This is a genomic window from Neobacillus sp. 19, assembly GCF_049463095.1.
Classification (GTDB): Bacteria; Bacillota; Bacilli; order Bacillales; family Cytobacillaceae; genus Neobacillus.
Genome location: NZ_JBMPZU010000052.1, coordinates 69,885 through 85,594, shown reverse-complemented (window position 1 = coordinate 85,594; position 15,710 = coordinate 69,885). Strand labels below are relative to the sequence as shown.

The window sequence follows — 15,710 nt, the reverse complement described above, 5'->3', positions numbered from 1 at the left end:
TTGCTATCCCTCCTGTTCTTTACACCAGTTATAGTATAGCAAATGCCAAAAAAATAATGTAAAATTCTGCTTTTACTCCTTCTCCCGCAGCTCACTTAAACGGTAAGTGGTACCCCTCCAGACAATGCCGCCACGCTTAAAAGTAAGGAAACTTGCCCGAATAATCGAATAGATAAAAAGTAATGCTGTAATTGGTAATACAAGAAACAGGGCAGGGGAGAAGACAGTCATTCTCCTGATAATGAGACAATAATGAATTCCGCTGAGTACAATATTCCCCAAGCTAAGAAGGGCAATGGTTTTATTGGGTGAAAAAATCGTCAGAAACGGAAGGACATTTGTAACAAAAACTCCGAATATCGAAAAAAATACCATGCTGATGCGATAATTTAATCCAGCAAATGTATTTTTTTCAAGCCCGATGAAGGCTTCTTTCAAGCTCCCATACCATTCCACTTCGATCAGGTGAAGTGCCGTAACAATTCGCTGACGGTAACCTGCCCGTTTCATTTTCATCCCCAGCTGCAAGTCATCATCCGGTCTCATTTTTATTTTTTCATGCGTGCCAAATGATTCATACGCTGCTTTGGAAACCAGATTAAACGCGCCAATCCCCGTTCCAATTTTGGACTTTGGATTGTTTGCCATCCAAGGTCGTTTAAAATAGGAAAATCCAAACAAGAAAAAGGCAACAAATGACTTCAGCCAGAAATGGGTGGCGTTTAGATTCGGGGCTGCTGTTAATAGGTCTAACTCGTGTCTTTCAAAGTAATGCAGCGCCTTGGCGAACGCATCTTCTTCATATCTTACATCCGCATCGGTAAACAACAGCCATCTCCCCGCAGCTTGAAGCGTCCCCTTATACAAGGCGTGATTCTTACCAAGCCAGCCATTAGGCAATCCATTGATATGAAATACTCTTATTCGCGTATCTGCTTCCGCCAATTCGTCCATGATTTTACCGGTGTCATCGGTGGATCGGTCATTAACCAGAATCCATTCGACATTTATATAGGTTTGCTTCAACTGACTTAGGATACTTGCCCTGATTTGCTTTTCTTCATTTCGCGCTGCCACGATTACCGACAATAACGGTCCCGTTTCGAGTTTAGCTTCTTTTTCAAGAGCGTCTAAATTTCGTAAACCAATCAGTGCATCTAAAAGAAAAACAAGCCAAACAAGTATGCCTAATGAAAATAAAATGATTAAAATAGTTTCCATTTCCCCAGCCCCCCTTTTTTAAAGATCTTTTATTTAGTTTAAGGTAAAGGGGGGTAAACATACCACTTTTTAAAAGAGTTTACCAACTCTAAGCTGCGAATCTAAGGCATTTCCCATCTTTTTCGATTGAGCTGTGGCTGCTTGAATACAAGAAATAAAGGCTTGCTGCACCCCATGTTCCTCTAGAACCTTCACTCCTGCCTCCGTAGTTCCGCCGGGGCTTGTTACTTCCCGACGTAATTGTTCTGGTGATTTGGAAGAGTTTTTTACCATTTCTGCGGCGCCAATTAACGTTTGGACAATGAGTTCTTGTGCCATTTCTTTTTCTAGACCAATTCCAGCAGCACTATTTTCCATTGCCTCGATGAGATAATAAATATAGGCAGGTCCGCTCCCAGACAATCCGGTTACCGCATCAAGCTGTTCTTCCTCAACAAACCTTGCTAAACCTACTGTAGAAAAGAGCTGCTCCGTTGATTCGAGCTGCACATCAGTGACTCGGCTATTTATGGCAATAGCGGTTGCCGATTTTCCAACCGCTGCCGAGGTGTTAGGCATCGCTCTAGCAATCGAAAGCGATTTTCTTGCTAATGTTTCGATTGTATTCATTGAAACGCCTGCTAATACAGAAACCACCAGCATCTGTTCCGTTAGGTGCTCACGAATCTTAGCGATTGCTGAGTCCGCATCTTTAGGTTTCATCGCTAACATGACAATATCGGCATTGTCAAAAAGTGTATGTAAATCATAGGTACTGCGAATGCCATACCGGTCGTTGAGACCCTTTAACCTGTTTGCATTTGAATTATTTGTTACCCAAATATTTTTTCGATCAATTAAACCATTTTCGAGAATACCTGAAATGAGCGCTTCTGCCATCGAACCTGCGCCGACAATAGCAATTTTCTTCATTACTATTCCTCCTTTTTCATAAAAAACAAAAAGACCCTTCATCCAAAAAGGACGAAAGGTCTTGCTTCCGCGGTACCACCTTCATTTACCCTGTTTGATTCCAAAAGGGTTCACTCTTTTTCCCGATAACGTGGGATTCCGTTAGGTTTTCCTAAGTGCTCATAAGGTAGGTTCAATGATCAAGAGGGCGGTGAAGTCTTTCAGCCGTCGAACTTCACTCTCTTTCGCCATACCACATTTACTGGCCTTACTCATCGCTTTTTACGAATCAAATTTTACTAGTGATTATCCTTGAATTGCAGCCTGTCTGTCAAGAGATAAATATTACGAATTTTTTATTTTTTCTAAAAAGTTATCTAGAAATAATGACATTTAGCGTGAAAATCGCTACACTAAATGTATTAAACAATGTTCACAATATTCATTTGGAGAATTATTTTATGCAGCAATAATACTAAGGGAGTTTTTGATATGACAGGATGGAAAGATGGAATTGCCAAAATAATCTTACCAACGCCATTTGCAGTTGGCAATGTAAATGCCTATTTGATTAAGGGGGAACGGTTAACGCTTGTTGATGCGGGAGTGAAAACGGAAGAATGCTGGGATTCACTTGCAGCGCAGATGGCTGAATTGGATCTAAGACCGGATGATATTGAGCAGGTGGTTCTTACTCATCATCATCCTGACCATTCGGGAATGCTCGACTTTTTTCCGGATTCTGTCGAGGTGTATGGTCATCCCTTAAATGAACGCTGGATTCATCCAACTGAAGAATTCTTTCAAATACAAGAAGATTTTTTTAAGGAGAAATTTCAGGAGTTCGGACTGCCAGCGGAGTATATCCCTTTACTTTCTAAACTAAGAAAAAACCTAAAATATTCATGTAATCGCTCATTAACCGGGACCCTTGTTGAAGGAATGAGACCTTCCGGGCTGAGTGAGTGGCAGGTCATTGAAACACCAGGTCATGCCCAAAGTCAAATTGCGCTTTTCCGGGAACAGGACGGAATCTTAATTGGCGGCGATCTCATTCTAGCTCATATTTCACCGAATCCACTGCTTGAACCGCCGGCACCGGGTGAAACTGAAAGGCCGAAGCCGCAGCTGCAGCATAACGACTCAATGAGAAAACTATTATTGTATCCTATCAAGTGTGTTTACACAGGACATGGGGAGGAAGTTTATCAGCTTGAGGAATTAATTGAAAAAAGACTTTCACGGCAGCACGAGCGGGCAATGACGGTGAATCGCTGGTTAAAAGAGGAACGGCTTACGGTATTTGAAATCTGCAAGCGCCTTTTTCCTGCTGTCTATCAGCGTGAGCCGCTGTTGACCATTTCAGAAACAGTTGCCCAGCTTGACTATTTGGCCTCTATCGGAGAAATTAGTAGTAGTAAAAGTCATCCCGTCCAATTTGAAGCAAAACATTAGTTGTACGGGGCCAACTCTGATGAGGTGTTATGATGGTTAGGGAGCAGTTAAAAGGTAAAAATATTGTGATTACTGGTGCATCTGGTGGAATCGGTGCGGAAATTGCTAAGCTTTGTGCGGCGAGCGGTGCCAATCTTGTCCTGCTGGCACGAAGCTTTGATAAACTTGAGCAGCTGCAAACCGAATTGCAGCAGAAGTATCAGGTGAAAGTGGACTTTTTTCGACTTGATGTGTCTGACACAGATCAGGTTCAGATTGTTTTTCGCAGGATATTTGAATCAATCGGAGACATTGATATACTGGTGAATAATGCCGGCTTTGGAGTATTTCGTGAAGCCCACGAGGCCACTTTAGACGAAATCAAAGGGATGTTTGATGTCAATGTGGTCGGGCTGATGGCATGTACTAGCATGGTCTTGCCAAAGATGCGCGCTCGGCGATTTGGCCATATTATTAATATTGCTTCGCAGGCAGGGAAAATTGCTACGCCAAAATCAAGTGTCTATTCAGCTACCAAACATGCCGTTCTTGGGTATTCGAATGCCCTAAGAATGGAAATTGGTGATTATAATGTCCAAGTGACAACCGTGAACCCTGGACCGATTGCCACCAACTTTTTTACGATTGCCGATGAAGGAGGCACGTACGTAAAAAATGTGCAGCGGTTCATGCTCCAGCCCGAATTTGTCGCTCGGAAGGTTGTCGAAAGCATGCTGACCAGGACTAGGGAGGTCAATCTGCCGCGCTGGATGAACATGGGGAGCGCACTGTACGTTCTTTTTCCCCGGATGTTTGAGCGTATTGGGAAACGAATGCTAAATTCAAAGTAGATGGAAAGGCTGTCTTGAGTCATTTGGGGGCAGCTTTTTGTGTTGTAGATAACATCTTCGGAAAGGAGTCAGTTATTTGAATTTCAGATTAACTCAAAAGATGATTAAGGAATTATGCGGGACTGTCTCCTTCAAACGAGGGGAGGCGTTTTACCGTGCGAATAAAGTAACATTCGAACATTATGATTCTGACTTGTGTAAAGCAACGGTAGTGGGAACGGAAGATTTCCATGTTGTGATTGAAAGGAAAGAAGAAAATGGATTTCAGTCAAGGTGCAGCTGCCCTAAGCTTGCTTCTTTTCAAAAGGATTGTCAGCATATTGCCGCTGTTCTACTCGCAATTGACGATTTTCAACGTAACGGAACCACACCGCCCGGATTTACCACAGAACCGATAACTAACGACTCAAATCTGGCTGCAGGTTTGCTGAACATTTTCAATCATCAGCCAAAACGCTCAAGCGGCCATCAGCTTCACTTTGAAAATAGAAAAGTGCTTGATGCCGTATTTGTCTGTAAACCAATTATGATAGAAGAGGGATTCCACATGTTTGGGATGGAGCTGATGATCGGACAAACAAAGGTGGAAAATATTAGGGGCTTCCTTGGAAGTGTAACAGAGGGTCATCCAAGCCCGCTGTTGTATAATCCGAGCCTCCACTGTTTCCAAAAAGATGCGGATGCCGTGATTCAACATCTCATCCAAATCGTTCAGGATAATCAGAACACGCAATCGAACATACCTGCTAGTAAGGAACTGCTCCTGATTCCTCCGTCTTCTTGGAAACATCTCGAGCCCTTGCTTGCCAGGGCTCCTAGGGTGAGGATAGAATACGATGGCGATATTTTTGACGGTTTCACCGTAACGGAAGAACTGCCTCCTTTGCAGTTTGACTTTACAGAAGCTGAAGGCAATAACTATTTGTTAAAGGTCAAAGGGTTGTCCCGTATGATTATATTAGATTCATATGCATCGGTTGTATCAGCCGGAAAAATTATCAGAATGAAAACCGAGGATTGCCAGCGGCTGGCGGATCTTAAACAGATGCTGAATGCTTCAGGGGCGAATCAAATATCCATTCCTTCAGAGCAATTAAAACACTTTTTTGAAAAAGTAATTCCGGGTTTAAAAAAATTAGGTCATGTTCAATTATCGCAGGCTCTTGCAAGAGAATTTATGAAAACACCTCTTGTTGCCAAATTGTACTTGGATCGGGTTAAAAATCGTCTGCTTGCCGGTCTGGAATTTCACTACGATAATATTATCGTCAATCCATTGGAGGACAGGAGCATTTTTGCCGGTTCAAGGATTATCAGGGATGAAGAGAAGGAGAACAAAATTCTGCAATGGATGGAGGAAAGTTCCTTTTCAAAGACTGAAGGCGGTTATTTTTTGCACAATGAAGGGTTGGAATATGAATTTCTTTATCATGTTGTCCCGAAGCTTCAAAAATTGGTGCAAATTTATGCGACGACAGCCGTACGAAATCGGATTTTTCGCGAATCTGCCCCTCCGTCAATAAGAGTGAGGTTGAAGAAAGAACGAACAAACTGGCTGGAATTTAAATTTGAGCTGGATGGAGTTTCGGGACAGCAAATTAAAGAAGTTCTGCGGGCGCTTGAGGAGAAAAGAAAATATTATCGTCTTCGAAACGGTGCGCTTCTTTCATTAGAATCAAGAGAGTTTCAGGACATCCAGCGGTTCTTACAGACGATTCCTGCACAAAAGAAAGAGCAGGAAGACAGCTTGGTGGTCTCGATTATGCAAGGGCTTCCTCTGCTCGATTCAGTTGATGATAGTCAAGTACTCATCGTAGAGGATTCATTCCGTCAATTTCTTGATCATCTCCGCCATCCCGAGCATTTGCATTTCGAGGTGCCAGTGAGTCTCGATTCGGTTTTGCGTGATTATCAAAAACGAGGTTTCCGATGGATAAAGACACTTGCCTATTACGGGTTTGGCGGTATTCTTGCCGATGATATGGGTCTTGGTAAAACGCTGCAAAGTATTGCATTTATTTTATCAGAGTTAGCTGTGATTCGGGAAAAGAAGCAGCCGGTTCTAGTTGTTTGCCCGTCCTCCTTATCGTATAACTGGCTAAGTGAACTGATGAAATTTGCACCGGAGATTGAGGCGGTTGTTGTGGATGGCAATCAAGCGGAGCGGCAACGGATTCGGGGAGAGGCAGTGGAAATAGATGTGATGATCACCTCCTATCCGTTGTTGCGTCGGGATATTAAATGGTATCAGAAACAAACCTTTCATGCTGTATTTTTCGATGAGGCCCAAGCTTTTAAGAACCCAGTGACCCAAACCGCCAGGGCTGTAAAAAGATTGCAAGCCACTCACCGCTTTGCCCTTACCGGCACGCCGATAGAGAATTCTTCAGAAGAACTGTGGTCTATTTTTCACGTGGTGTTTCCTGAATTATTTAGGGGGTTAAAGGAATTTAGCAATCTAACACGGAAGAAAATCGCCCGTAGAGCCCGCCCCTTTTTGCTGCGCAGAATGAAGGAGGATGTGGCCTCCGAACTTCCGGAAAAATTAGAGTTCATCGAGACAGCAGAGTTGCTTCCTGAACAAAAGAAACTGTATGCCGCTTATCTGGCAAAGCTCAGGGAGGATACGTTGAAGCATCTCGATAAAGATACGATTCGGAAAAATCGGATAAAAATTCTCGCTGGTTTGACTCGCTTACGGCAGATTTGCTGCCATCCGGCATTGTTTGTGGATGGGTATCAAGGCGGCTCTGCGAAATTTGAAATGCTGCTGAGGATTGCAGAGGAGTCTAGGATGTCTGGACGCAGAGTGCTAATTTTCTCTCAGTTTACAAAAATGCTTGAGCTGATTGGGAGAAGTTTAGCGTTAAAAGGGCTTCCCTTTTTCTATCTGGATGGAGGAACTCCAGCTGAAGAACGATTGGAAATCTGCAATCGTTTTAATGAAGGGGAACGTGATTTCTTTTTAATTTCTTTGAAGGCAGGAGGGACTGGACTTAATTTGACGGGAGCGGATACGGTCATCTTATATGACCTCTGGTGGAATCCCGCCGTTGAGGAGCAGGCCGCTGACCGGGCACACCGCATCGGTCAAAAAAATGTCGTCCAAGTCATCAAGCTCATTACTCGCGGCACCATCGAAGAGAAAATCAGCGAACTGCAGGATCAAAAGAGAAACCTGATTGAAGAAATGATCGATTCCGAGGAGCGTGGGACTTCTAGTCTTACGGAAGAGGATATCCGGGAAATACTGACTTAAAAAGCATTCATGAGGACTGAAACCAAGCTTGCGGCACGATTTTTGTCCTCATGAACCTACAATATGGCAGTTAGTCTGCCAAAAATTCATACACGGCATCATTTACTATCTCAAATAAATCCGCAGTTGGATCTTCCTCTTTTACTTGAAAAATCCGCCCAGTCAGTTTTTCTAAATCACTATCGCCAATCGGCACGGAATCACCCTCATAGTACTGTCTAAAGCAGTTCTTAATCATTTTTACCACAAGCTTTTTCTCCATCGACACACCTCATCAATCATTATATCGTTTTCTCCAATCGAAATCCTGCAAGAAAATTCCATTGAATACGAACGCATATTCGCTTAAAATATGAATATGATAATAAAGAACGAATGTTCGATATTTGAGTTGGGGGGAAAAGTCATGGTCGATTATAGCGCATTACCGAAAAATAAAATTTTATGCGTGGACATGAAGAGCTTCTATGCAAGCTGTGCTGCTGTCATAGAAGGCCTTGATCCTTTAACTTGCTATTTGGCGGTGGCCGGCAACAAGGAGCGGCAAGGAAGCGTCGTGCTCGCAGCTTCACCACGGCTAAAAAAGGAATTTGGCATCAAAACAGGCTCCCGCTTGTTTGAGATTCCCAAAGATCCGCGTATTCGAATAGAGGAGCCTAAAATGGCAACCTATTTACGGATTGCAACAGAAATTTCCCGTGTGTTTAACCGCTATGTACCAAAAGAAGCCATTCACACATACAGCGTTGATGAAAGCTTTATAAAAGTGGATGGTGCTCTGCATCTGTGGGGCGATGCCCACACGATTGCCCAAAAAATAAGAGATGATATTGAGCGGGAGTTTCAGCTGCCATGTGCCGTTGGTATTGGCCCTAACATGTTACTCTCAAAGCTTTGCCTTGATCTGGATGCCAAGAAAAAAGGAGTAGCTGAGTGGACGTATGAAGATGTCGGGACAAAGCTTTGGAACGTGTCTCCGCTCAGGGAAATGTGGGGAATTGGCAGGCGCGTTGAAAAAACATTAAATGGCATGGGTATTTTCACTGTTGGTCAGCTGGCCCGCTACGATTTAGAAACGCTGGAAAAGAAATTCGGCATTATGGGAAATCAGCTTTATTACCATGCCTGGGGAGTGGACCTTTCTGACCTAGGGGCGCCAATTATCCAAGGACAAATCAGCTTTGGAAAAAGCCAAATTCTCTTAAGGGACTATAAAGAAGAAGCAGAAATTAAGACGGTTATTTTAGAAATGTGTGAGGAAGTCGCCCGAAGAGCGCGGACACATCGTAAGGCTGGAAGAACTATTAGTCTTGGGGTTGGTTACAGTCAAGATGAATTTGGCGGCGGCTTTCACCGTTCCAGAACCATCCAGCAGCCAACAAATGTGACGATGGAGCTTTACCACGTCTGCCTTGAATTGTTTCATGAACATTATTCTGGAAAAACAGTGCGGCAGATTTCGATTGCCATCAGTAATATTGTTGATGACCATGAGCTGCAGCTCGATCTATTTGACATGGGGGCTTATAAGAGGCGGGAGCTTGGTTATGTAGTAGATGCTGTCCGCAAACGCTTCGGCTCAGGTTCCCTATTGCGCGCTGTATCTTATACAGCTGCCGGAACTGCTAAACACCGGGCAACACTCGTTGGCGGACATAAAATGTAACGAAGAAAGAAGGAGAGACGCATGATTCGCGACCGCGGGAGAATCAAATGGACGTCGATGATGCTTCCTGAGCACGTGAAACTGCTCAGGGATTGGGTAAAGGAAGATGGCTATGAACAGAAACGGGAAATGGATGAACAGCAGCTGGAACTCATGAACGAGACACTATCTGAAGCGATTGAGTTTAATCAGTTTGTCACGATTACCCATTACCGGAATCGGAATTATGAAATCGTAATCGGCAAAATCCATTACTGGGACGAACTGACGCAAAGGCTTCATGTCGTTGATCGCTTTGAAGAAGTGCACCGAATTTCGATTGATGCGATTGCTGATATCCGGATAGCCGATCAATAAAAGAGCGGCCCCAATTGGAAGCCGCTTCTCTTACTCCTACTCTGTTGGCACGCGAACCTGGGATTCAAAATTCCCTTTATGAGAGCCATCGCAAAACGGTTTATTTTTAGACAGACCACACCGGCAAAGAGAAAACGATGGTTTGGTTGTGTATACATTGCCTTCCCCATCTAATAATTCCACATCACCGGAAATTCGAAGTGAACCATTATCATTTACTTTGATTTGAACCTTTGACATAAAAGCACCCCTTTAAAATTGTTCGGATTAACTTTGAGATTAACTGGAATTACAGGAAAATGCAAACAAAAGGCTGCAAGCAAAAAAATAAGCGTCCTAAAAAAACTGTGCTACAATCATCATATGCCTAGTGAGGGGAGCTTTGAACATGGAAATTATCATTACAGAAGCCGCAGCTGAAAAAATAAATGCGAGAGTTGAAGGCCGAGAAGGCTATCTGAAATTAAAATACGATACCGATGGATGCGGCTGTGCCGTAAACGGTGTAGTGGCCTTGTGGTTTGTTCAAGAATTGGATAAAACCGATATTGCTATTGAAACAAACGACAAAACCGTGTACGTAGAAAATTCAAAAATGGTTTTCTTTGATGAAGAAATGAAGATCGATTTCTCGCAAAGCACCAATTGCTTTCAATTAAAAAGTCCACAGCAAATATTAAATGGACATATGAGCTTTATACTTAAGGAAAAAACAGACTGATCCAATGGACAGTCTGTTTTTTAACTAGGTAATTCAACATATTTCTGCAAAAATTCGTCAATGACCCGTTCATAATCGCTGCGGTTTTCATTAAAGGATTGGGCGTGCCGGCCATTTTCAGCAATATAAAGCATTTTGGGACCCTTTTTTTGTTCAAATAAATCCTTTGACATCGAAGGCAAAATAAAATCATCTTTCCGGCTATGGATAAATAGGACTGGATGTTCAATATTTTCAATGACAGAAATCGGCGAGACATTTCGAATCGAATATTTGTCCCGGAGGCGCAAAAGAGCATCGCCAACCGGAAGTAAAAGTCCGGGGATTAGCTTGAAGTCTTTTTTTATCAGATAGGCAAGCTGTTCCTTAAAATCAGAGAAAGGGCAGTCGGCGATATAAAAATCAGCCCCGTCCTCAAGGAGGCCGGCATATAGCAGCATCGTAGCGGCGCCCATCGATTCCCCGTGAATTCCCAGTTCCAATTCAGGTCCTTTTTCTTTTTTAAGCCAATCAACGACTGTCTTTAAGTCGAATTTTTCATAGTGGCCGAAGCTAGTCGTTTTACCGCCGGATTCCCCGTGGCGGCGATGGTCGTAAATTACGGCATTAAACCCGCGCTCCAAGAAAAGGTTCGCATATTTAATTGAATTAATCTTCGTCTCCGTCACACCGTGAGAAATAACGATATAGCGGTTCGTCACATGCGGCTCGACAAGAACCGCCTTGATCATATAACCAAAAGGGGAAGGAATATCAACATCCCGCTTTGGCAGTGATTCAAATTCATCGGGATTATACCTGCCGGATTCCTTTTCCCGTTGTAAAATCAAATCCTCATCCTTCTTTTTCATATACATCAACCGGTTAGTAAAGTACAAAGCAAGAGATAGCCAGAAAAACAACAAAACAAACAGTGCTCGAAATGCCTTTTTCAATAAGGAGCACCTCCCGAATAATGATTATTTATACGATATGTACCCCGAGATATCCGGGCCACAATTAAATCATAACATGAAAAAAGCCGCGGAAACCAATGAGCGGCTTTGAGTATTTTCCAGTGCGCTTGCGCTTTTCTGATTTATTGCTCTGAGTTTTGTCGTTTGGTTGGATGCAATGCCTTTTCTAGTTCCTCGGCGGCAATCATCCGCTTGCCTCCGCCTGCTGTATCTGCATAATTTTTCCCGCTTTGACTGTTCCCTTTATCCCGCTTTTGGCTCATTGTCGTAGTCTCCCTTCATGCTGGTCTCATTTAATAAGATGGATTACTGGAAGACTGATTATTCATAAAAGAATCTTAATCTATACGGTTTGTGAATGAAGTCGATAATAGCTGGTTTCAATCTCGCGTGAAAGATGAGGCCGAACAACATTAATTGCCTTTATCAGTTTGGTAAGATCGACACCGGTTTCAATACCCATCCGCTCAAGCATGTAAACCACATCCTCTGTAGCAGCATTTCCGCTGGCACCGGGTGCAAATGGACAGCCGCCAAGTCCGCCGGCAGATGTATCTAAGCGGTCGATTCCCGCCTGAAGAGAAGCTAAAATATTTGCAAGGGCAAGCCTGCGTGTGTCATGGAAATGGGCTGTTAAAAGCGTCGATGTAAATTCCTGTTTTAATTTAGAAAACAAAGAAAAGGCTTCATTTGGTGCTGCCATTCCAATGGTATCAGCCACGCTTAATTCATCGACGCCCGCCTCAACAAATTCGCGGCAAAGCGCTAATGTATCACTTTCATTGATTTTTCCCTCATAAGGACAATAAAACGCAGTCGAAATGCAGGCGCGGACAAAATAATTTTTTTCTTTTAGTTCATGGATAATCGGCTTTAGTTCTATCAGACTATCTTGTGTTGTTTTGTTTATATTTTTAAGATTAAAGCTGTTGCTGACACCGACAAAAACGGCAACAGCTTGACAATTGGTGGAATAGACACGGTCAATTCCTTTACGGTTAGGAGCTAAGACAATGTCCCTTGCATCTGTATTAAGGCAGTCGGTGACAATTTCCGCAGCATCCCCCATCTGCGGCACCCATTTCGGTGAAACGAATGAAGTCAGTTCTATTTCTTGCAGCCCGGCATCCCGCAAACCGGCAATAAATTGTTTTTTGGTATCTGTTGGAACAAATAATTTCTCGTTTTGCAGTCCATCACGCGGGCCTACTTCGATAATCGTCACCTTTTTAGGTAAAGTAAACATCATTTTCCCCCTCCATTCATCATACTTTCATTGTAGTGGGATTAATTTCAAAAAATCAAGAATAATAGAAATTTTGACAAATTAAGAGGACTTTCTGTGTTTTCAATAGAAGTAATAATGGTAAAAAGGTTGAAGGGGAGAGAGACGTAATGGGCCAAACAGAGGTAGTTATTGTCAGTGCTGTTCGAACTGCACTTGGTAATTTTAATGGTACGCTAAAAAATGTTTCCGCACCTGAGTTAGGCGGGACAGTCATTAAAGGGGCACTTGAGCAGGCCGGGGTAAAGCCGGAACAAGTCGATGAAGTAATTATGGGTAATGTACTTCAAGCAGGAATTGGACAAAATCCGGCAAGGCAGGCGGCTTTTAAAGCGGGGATTCCTGAAAGCGTTTCCTCGATGACGATTAATAAGGTTTGCGGTTCGGGGTTAAAAGCCGTGCATCTTGCCACACAAGCCATTCTGGCGGGAGATGCTGAAATTGTCGTAGCAGGCGGAATGGAAAATATGAGTCAGGCACCCTATTTATTAAAAAATGCCCGCGACGGCTTTAAAATGGGTGACCAAAAATTAGTCGACACGCTTACTTCAGACGGACTCACATGTGTGTTCAATGATTATCATATGGGAATTACAGCTGAAAACCTGGCGGAAAAATATTTAATTACTAGAGCGGAACAAGATGAATTTTCTGCCTGGAGCCAAGAGAAGGCAGTTCAGGCGATTGAAGCCGGAAAATTTAAAGATGAAATCGTTCCCGTTGTGATCCCGCAGCGGAAAGGGGAGCCAATTATTTTTGAAATGGATGAATATCCTAAGCGGGGAACAACGGCAGAAAAGTTGGCCGGATTGCGTCCTGCATTTAAAAAAGATGGCACTGTAACCGCCGGTAATGCTTCTGGAATTAACGATGGAGCAGCTGCACTGGTCGTTATGAGTAAGAAAAAGGCCGATGAACTGGGGTTGAAACCTTTAGTGACGATCAAATCGAACGCTAGTGCGGGAGTGGACCCTAGTATCATGGGAATCGGGCCGGTACCGGCAGTGAGAAAGGCGCTTGAGAAGGCATCTGTTTCAATGGAAGACATAAACTTAATTGAAGCCAACGAGGCTTTTGCAGCACAGTCGTTAGCAGTGGAGCGAGAGCTTCAGTTTAATAAAGATATCCTGAATGTGAATGGGGGCGCCATTGCGATAGGCCATCCAATCGGAGCAAGCGGAGCGAGAATCCTGGTTACCTTAATTCATGAGATGAAACGAAGGAGGGCACATACGGGGCTGGCTACTCTTTGTATTGGCGGGGGCCAAGGGGTTGCAACGATCGTTGAACTGGCGTAAAACCTTATGTTGAGGAGGAAGAAGAAATGAAGAAAATTTGTACATCCTTCCAGGAAGCAGTTGCTGATATTCATGATGGAGCGACATTAATGGTCGGCGGCTTTGGTTTGTGCGGGATTCCGGAAAACTTAATTCTGGCATTAGCCGAAAAAGGCGTGAAGGAGTTAACCGTTATTTCTAATAACTGCGGAATTGATGAGTGGGGTTTAGGGCTCCTCTTAAACAATAAACAAATAAAAAAAATGATTGGCTCATATGTGGGTGAAAATAAAGAGTTTGAAAGACAGGTTTTATCAGGAGAACTTGAAGTAGAATTAACGCCTCAAGGTACTTTAGCCGAAAAAATCAGGGCTGGCGGGGCTGGAATTCCGGCATTCTATACACCCGCAGGGGTAGGAACACCGATTGCCGAAGGAAAGGAAACAAAAACGATTAACGGACGAGAATATCTTTTAGAAGAGGCGCTGACGGCCGACTTCAGTTTAGTAAGGGCATGGAAAGGCGATAAGATGGGAAATCTCGTTTACCACAAAACAGCAAGAAACTTTAATCCGATGATTGCCGCGGCAGGGAAAGTAACAATTGCGGAAGTGGAAACACTCTATGAAATCGGCGAGCTGGATCCTAATTTTATTCATACACCAAGCATCTATGTTCAAGCAATGGTCGAAGGGGCGCAAGAAAAACGCATTGAGCGATTAACAGTAAAAAATTAAAGCGGGGGATGTGACAAATTGATGACAAATGATAAAGCCACAGTTAGAGAAAGAATTGCTATTAGAGCAGAGAAAGAAATAGAGAACGGCTTTTATGTGAATCTGGGCATAGGAATGCCAACCCTTGTTGCTAACTATATAACGGAAAATAAGCAGGTCGTCTTGCAATCGGAAAACGGACTGCTCGGTATTGGACCGTATCCACATAAAGATGAAGTCGATCCTGATTTAATTAATGCCGGGAAAGAAACAGTAACCGCCATTAGTGGAGCCGCTTATTTTGACAGTGCTGAATCGTTTGCAATGATTCGCGGCGGTCATGTTAATCTAGCCATTCTTGGCGGCATGGAGGTATCCGAAACTGGAGACTTGGCAAACTGGATGATTCCAGGAAAAATGATAAAAGGAATGGGCGGGGCGATGGATCTTGTCCATGGAGCTCGGAAAATCATTGTGATTATGGAGCATGTGAATAAAAAAGGCGAATCAAAAATCTTAAAACAGTGCACCTTGCCGTTGACGGGAAAAGGGGTAGTCAATCGGATTATCACTGAGCGTGCAGTCATGGATGTGACGGATTCTGGACTGAAATTAGTAGAAGTTGCCAGTGGATTTACAGTAAAGGATGTCGTCAATTCGACAGAAGCGGGATTGCAAGTGGACGAAAATGTAAAATTAGACGCTTTCTAATAGTAAGGGCAGGCTGAACTAAGACAGTCTGCCTCTTTTTAATGTCGAAACGAATAAGTGAAATGGTATAATAGAAACGAGATTTTTGATTATGGAGGCGTTTAGAATGAAAAAGCAAAAGAGACAAACTAATCAATCTAAACCAAAAAAAGACGATTCAGCGGTAACGCTTAAAGATTTAATTGATCCAAACTTAATGAAACAGCTAAAAGAACAGCAGGATCAGTTGAAAGCAGAAGAGGAGAAAAGAAAAGCAGCGGAAGAAGAGCGAAAGAGAGCAGAACGCAAATTAAAAGAAAAAAACAAATCGTTTGAAGAACTGTTAAACGAGAGCGGGATGAACTGGAAAGAGTTTAAGTAAAAAG

The 15,710-nt window shown here is 43.1% G+C and carries 17 protein-coding genes; 10 read left to right on the top strand and 7 right to left on the bottom strand.

Annotated elements, in window-relative coordinates:
- Positions 1-72 precede the first annotated feature (72 nt).
- Both ACO1D1_RS16540 and proC read right to left on the bottom strand, forming a co-directional pair.
- Positions 73-1,221: a glycosyltransferase gene (locus tag ACO1D1_RS16540; protein WP_423336487.1), complete on the bottom strand. Its 1,149-nt coding sequence runs from the start codon at positions 1,219-1,221 to the stop codon at positions 73-75.
- Positions 1,222-1,290: 69 nt separating this feature from the next.
- Positions 1,291-2,133, bottom strand: coding sequence for a pyrroline-5-carboxylate reductase (gene proC / locus ACO1D1_RS16535; protein WP_423336486.1), 843 nt, complete (start codon positions 2,131-2,133; stop codon positions 1,291-1,293).
- 471 nt (positions 2,134-2,604) lie between these two features.
- Between proC and ACO1D1_RS16530 the strand changes: the two genes are divergently transcribed.
- From ACO1D1_RS16530 to ACO1D1_RS16520, 3 genes are all read left to right on the top strand, one after another.
- Positions 2,605-3,567, top strand: a complete 963-nt coding sequence (locus tag ACO1D1_RS16530; RefSeq protein ID WP_149870886.1) for an MBL fold metallo-hydrolase — start codon at positions 2,605-2,607, stop codon at positions 3,565-3,567.
- A 32-nt stretch (positions 3,568-3,599) separates the two neighbouring features.
- The gene (locus ACO1D1_RS16525) at positions 3,600-4,397 is read left to right on the top strand and encodes an SDR family NAD(P)-dependent oxidoreductase (RefSeq protein WP_149870885.1); all 798 of its coding nucleotides are present in this window, start codon (positions 3,600-3,602) and stop codon (positions 4,395-4,397) included.
- Positions 4,398-4,473: 76 nt separating this feature from the next.
- Positions 4,474-7,656, top strand: a complete 3,183-nt coding sequence (locus ACO1D1_RS16520) for an SNF2 helicase associated domain-containing protein (protein WP_423336485.1) — start codon at positions 4,474-4,476, stop codon at positions 7,654-7,656.
- A 70-nt stretch (positions 7,657-7,726) separates the two neighbouring features.
- Here the strand turns inward: ACO1D1_RS16520 and ACO1D1_RS16515 are convergent, their stop codons facing one another.
- The gene (locus ACO1D1_RS16515; protein WP_149870883.1) at positions 7,727-7,918 is read right to left on the bottom strand and encodes a YqzH family protein; all 192 of its coding nucleotides are present in this window, start codon (positions 7,916-7,918) and stop codon (positions 7,727-7,729) included.
- 144 nt (positions 7,919-8,062) lie between these two features.
- Between ACO1D1_RS16515 and ACO1D1_RS16510 the strand changes: the two genes are divergently transcribed.
- Positions 8,063-9,322: a DNA polymerase thumb domain-containing protein gene (locus ACO1D1_RS16510; protein ID WP_149870882.1), complete on the top strand. Its 1,260-nt coding sequence runs from the start codon at positions 8,063-8,065 to the stop codon at positions 9,320-9,322.
- Between the two features lie 21 nt (positions 9,323-9,343).
- On the top strand, positions 9,344-9,679 hold the full coding sequence (locus ACO1D1_RS16505; RefSeq protein ID WP_149870881.1) for a YolD-like family protein: 336 nt from the start codon (positions 9,344-9,346) through the stop codon (positions 9,677-9,679).
- 36 nt (positions 9,680-9,715) lie between these two features.
- Here the strand turns inward: ACO1D1_RS16505 and ACO1D1_RS16500 are convergent, their stop codons facing one another.
- The gene (locus ACO1D1_RS16500; protein WP_149870880.1) at positions 9,716-9,919 is read right to left on the bottom strand and encodes a CDGSH iron-sulfur domain-containing protein; all 204 of its coding nucleotides are present in this window, start codon (positions 9,917-9,919) and stop codon (positions 9,716-9,718) included.
- A gap of 148 nt (positions 9,920-10,067) precedes the next feature.
- Here ACO1D1_RS16500 and ACO1D1_RS16495 point away from each other — a divergent pair, with 148 nt between their 5' ends.
- Positions 10,068-10,400 (top strand): iron-sulfur cluster biosynthesis family protein, encoded by a 333-nt coding sequence (locus ACO1D1_RS16495; RefSeq protein ID WP_149870879.1) that lies wholly within the window; start codon positions 10,068-10,070, stop codon positions 10,398-10,400.
- Between the two features lie 20 nt (positions 10,401-10,420).
- On the opposite strand, the gene ACO1D1_RS16490 is transcribed toward ACO1D1_RS16495, so the two are convergent.
- The 3 genes from ACO1D1_RS16490 to ACO1D1_RS16480 all read right to left on the bottom strand — a co-directional run bounded on the left by ACO1D1_RS16490 (position 10,421) and on the right by ACO1D1_RS16480 (position 12,602).
- On the bottom strand, positions 10,421-11,335 hold the full coding sequence (locus ACO1D1_RS16490; RefSeq protein ID WP_149870878.1) for an alpha/beta hydrolase: 915 nt from the start codon (positions 11,333-11,335) through the stop codon (positions 10,421-10,423).
- A 143-nt stretch (positions 11,336-11,478) separates the two neighbouring features.
- Positions 11,479-11,619: a hypothetical protein gene (locus tag ACO1D1_RS16485; RefSeq protein WP_007084956.1), complete on the bottom strand. Its 141-nt coding sequence runs from the start codon at positions 11,617-11,619 to the stop codon at positions 11,479-11,481.
- A gap of 80 nt (positions 11,620-11,699) precedes the next feature.
- A complete protein-coding gene (locus tag ACO1D1_RS16480) occupies positions 11,700-12,602 on the bottom strand; it encodes a hydroxymethylglutaryl-CoA lyase (RefSeq protein ID WP_411675499.1) in 903 nt (300 codons plus the stop codon).
- Between the two features lie 149 nt (positions 12,603-12,751).
- Between ACO1D1_RS16480 and ACO1D1_RS16475 the strand changes: the two genes are divergently transcribed.
- From ACO1D1_RS16475 to ACO1D1_RS16460, 4 genes are all read left to right on the top strand, one after another.
- Positions 12,752-13,939, top strand: a complete 1,188-nt coding sequence (locus ACO1D1_RS16475; RefSeq protein WP_423336484.1) for an acetyl-CoA C-acetyltransferase — start codon at positions 12,752-12,754, stop codon at positions 13,937-13,939.
- A 26-nt stretch (positions 13,940-13,965) separates the two neighbouring features.
- Positions 13,966-14,655: a CoA transferase subunit A gene (locus ACO1D1_RS16470; protein ID WP_149870875.1), complete on the top strand. Its 690-nt coding sequence runs from the start codon at positions 13,966-13,968 to the stop codon at positions 14,653-14,655.
- Between the two features lie 21 nt (positions 14,656-14,676).
- Positions 14,677-15,345, top strand: coding sequence for a 3-oxoacid CoA-transferase subunit B (locus tag ACO1D1_RS16465; protein ID WP_149870874.1), 669 nt, complete (start codon positions 14,677-14,679; stop codon positions 15,343-15,345).
- A 106-nt stretch (positions 15,346-15,451) separates the two neighbouring features.
- Entirely contained in the window at positions 15,452-15,706 is a 255-nt protein-coding gene (locus ACO1D1_RS16460) for a YqkE family protein (RefSeq protein WP_149870873.1), read from the top strand.
- The last annotated feature ends 4 nt before the right edge of the window (positions 15,707-15,710 follow it).

Coding starts and splice junctions, on each gene's coding strand:
- ACO1D1_RS16465 (WP_149870874.1), top strand. CDS start 14,677: ATGACAAATGATAAAGCCACAGTTAGAGAAAGAATTGCTATTAGAGCA.
- ACO1D1_RS16525 (WP_149870885.1), top strand. CDS start 3,600: ATGGTTAGGGAGCAGTTAAAAGGTAAAAATATTGTGATTACTGGTGCA.
- ACO1D1_RS16485 (WP_007084956.1), bottom strand. CDS start 11,619: ATGAGCCAAAAGCGGGATAAAGGGAACAGTCAAAGCGGGAAAAATTAT.
- ACO1D1_RS16510 (WP_149870882.1), top strand. CDS start 8,063: ATGGTCGATTATAGCGCATTACCGAAAAATAAAATTTTATGCGTGGAC.
- ACO1D1_RS16460 (WP_149870873.1), top strand. CDS start 15,452: ATGAAAAAGCAAAAGAGACAAACTAATCAATCTAAACCAAAAAAAGAC.
- ACO1D1_RS16475 (WP_423336484.1), top strand. CDS start 12,752: ATGGGCCAAACAGAGGTAGTTATTGTCAGTGCTGTTCGAACTGCACTT.
- ACO1D1_RS16480 (WP_411675499.1), bottom strand. CDS start 12,602: ATGTTTACTTTACCTAAAAAGGTGACGATTATCGAAGTAGGCCCGCGT.
- ACO1D1_RS16515 (WP_149870883.1), bottom strand. CDS start 7,918: ATGGAGAAAAAGCTTGTGGTAAAAATGATTAAGAACTGCTTTAGACAG.
- proC (WP_423336486.1), bottom strand. CDS start 2,133: ATGAAGAAAATTGCTATTGTCGGCGCAGGTTCGATGGCAGAAGCGCTC.
- ACO1D1_RS16470 (WP_149870875.1), top strand. CDS start 13,966: ATGAAGAAAATTTGTACATCCTTCCAGGAAGCAGTTGCTGATATTCAT.
- ACO1D1_RS16495 (WP_149870879.1), top strand. CDS start 10,068: ATGGAAATTATCATTACAGAAGCCGCAGCTGAAAAAATAAATGCGAGA.
- ACO1D1_RS16505 (WP_149870881.1), top strand. CDS start 9,344: ATGATTCGCGACCGCGGGAGAATCAAATGGACGTCGATGATGCTTCCT.
- ACO1D1_RS16540 (WP_423336487.1), bottom strand. CDS start 1,221: ATGGAAACTATTTTAATCATTTTATTTTCATTAGGCATACTTGTTTGG.
- ACO1D1_RS16500 (WP_149870880.1), bottom strand. CDS start 9,919: ATGTCAAAGGTTCAAATCAAAGTAAATGATAATGGTTCACTTCGAATT.
- ACO1D1_RS16530 (WP_149870886.1), top strand. CDS start 2,605: ATGACAGGATGGAAAGATGGAATTGCCAAAATAATCTTACCAACGCCA.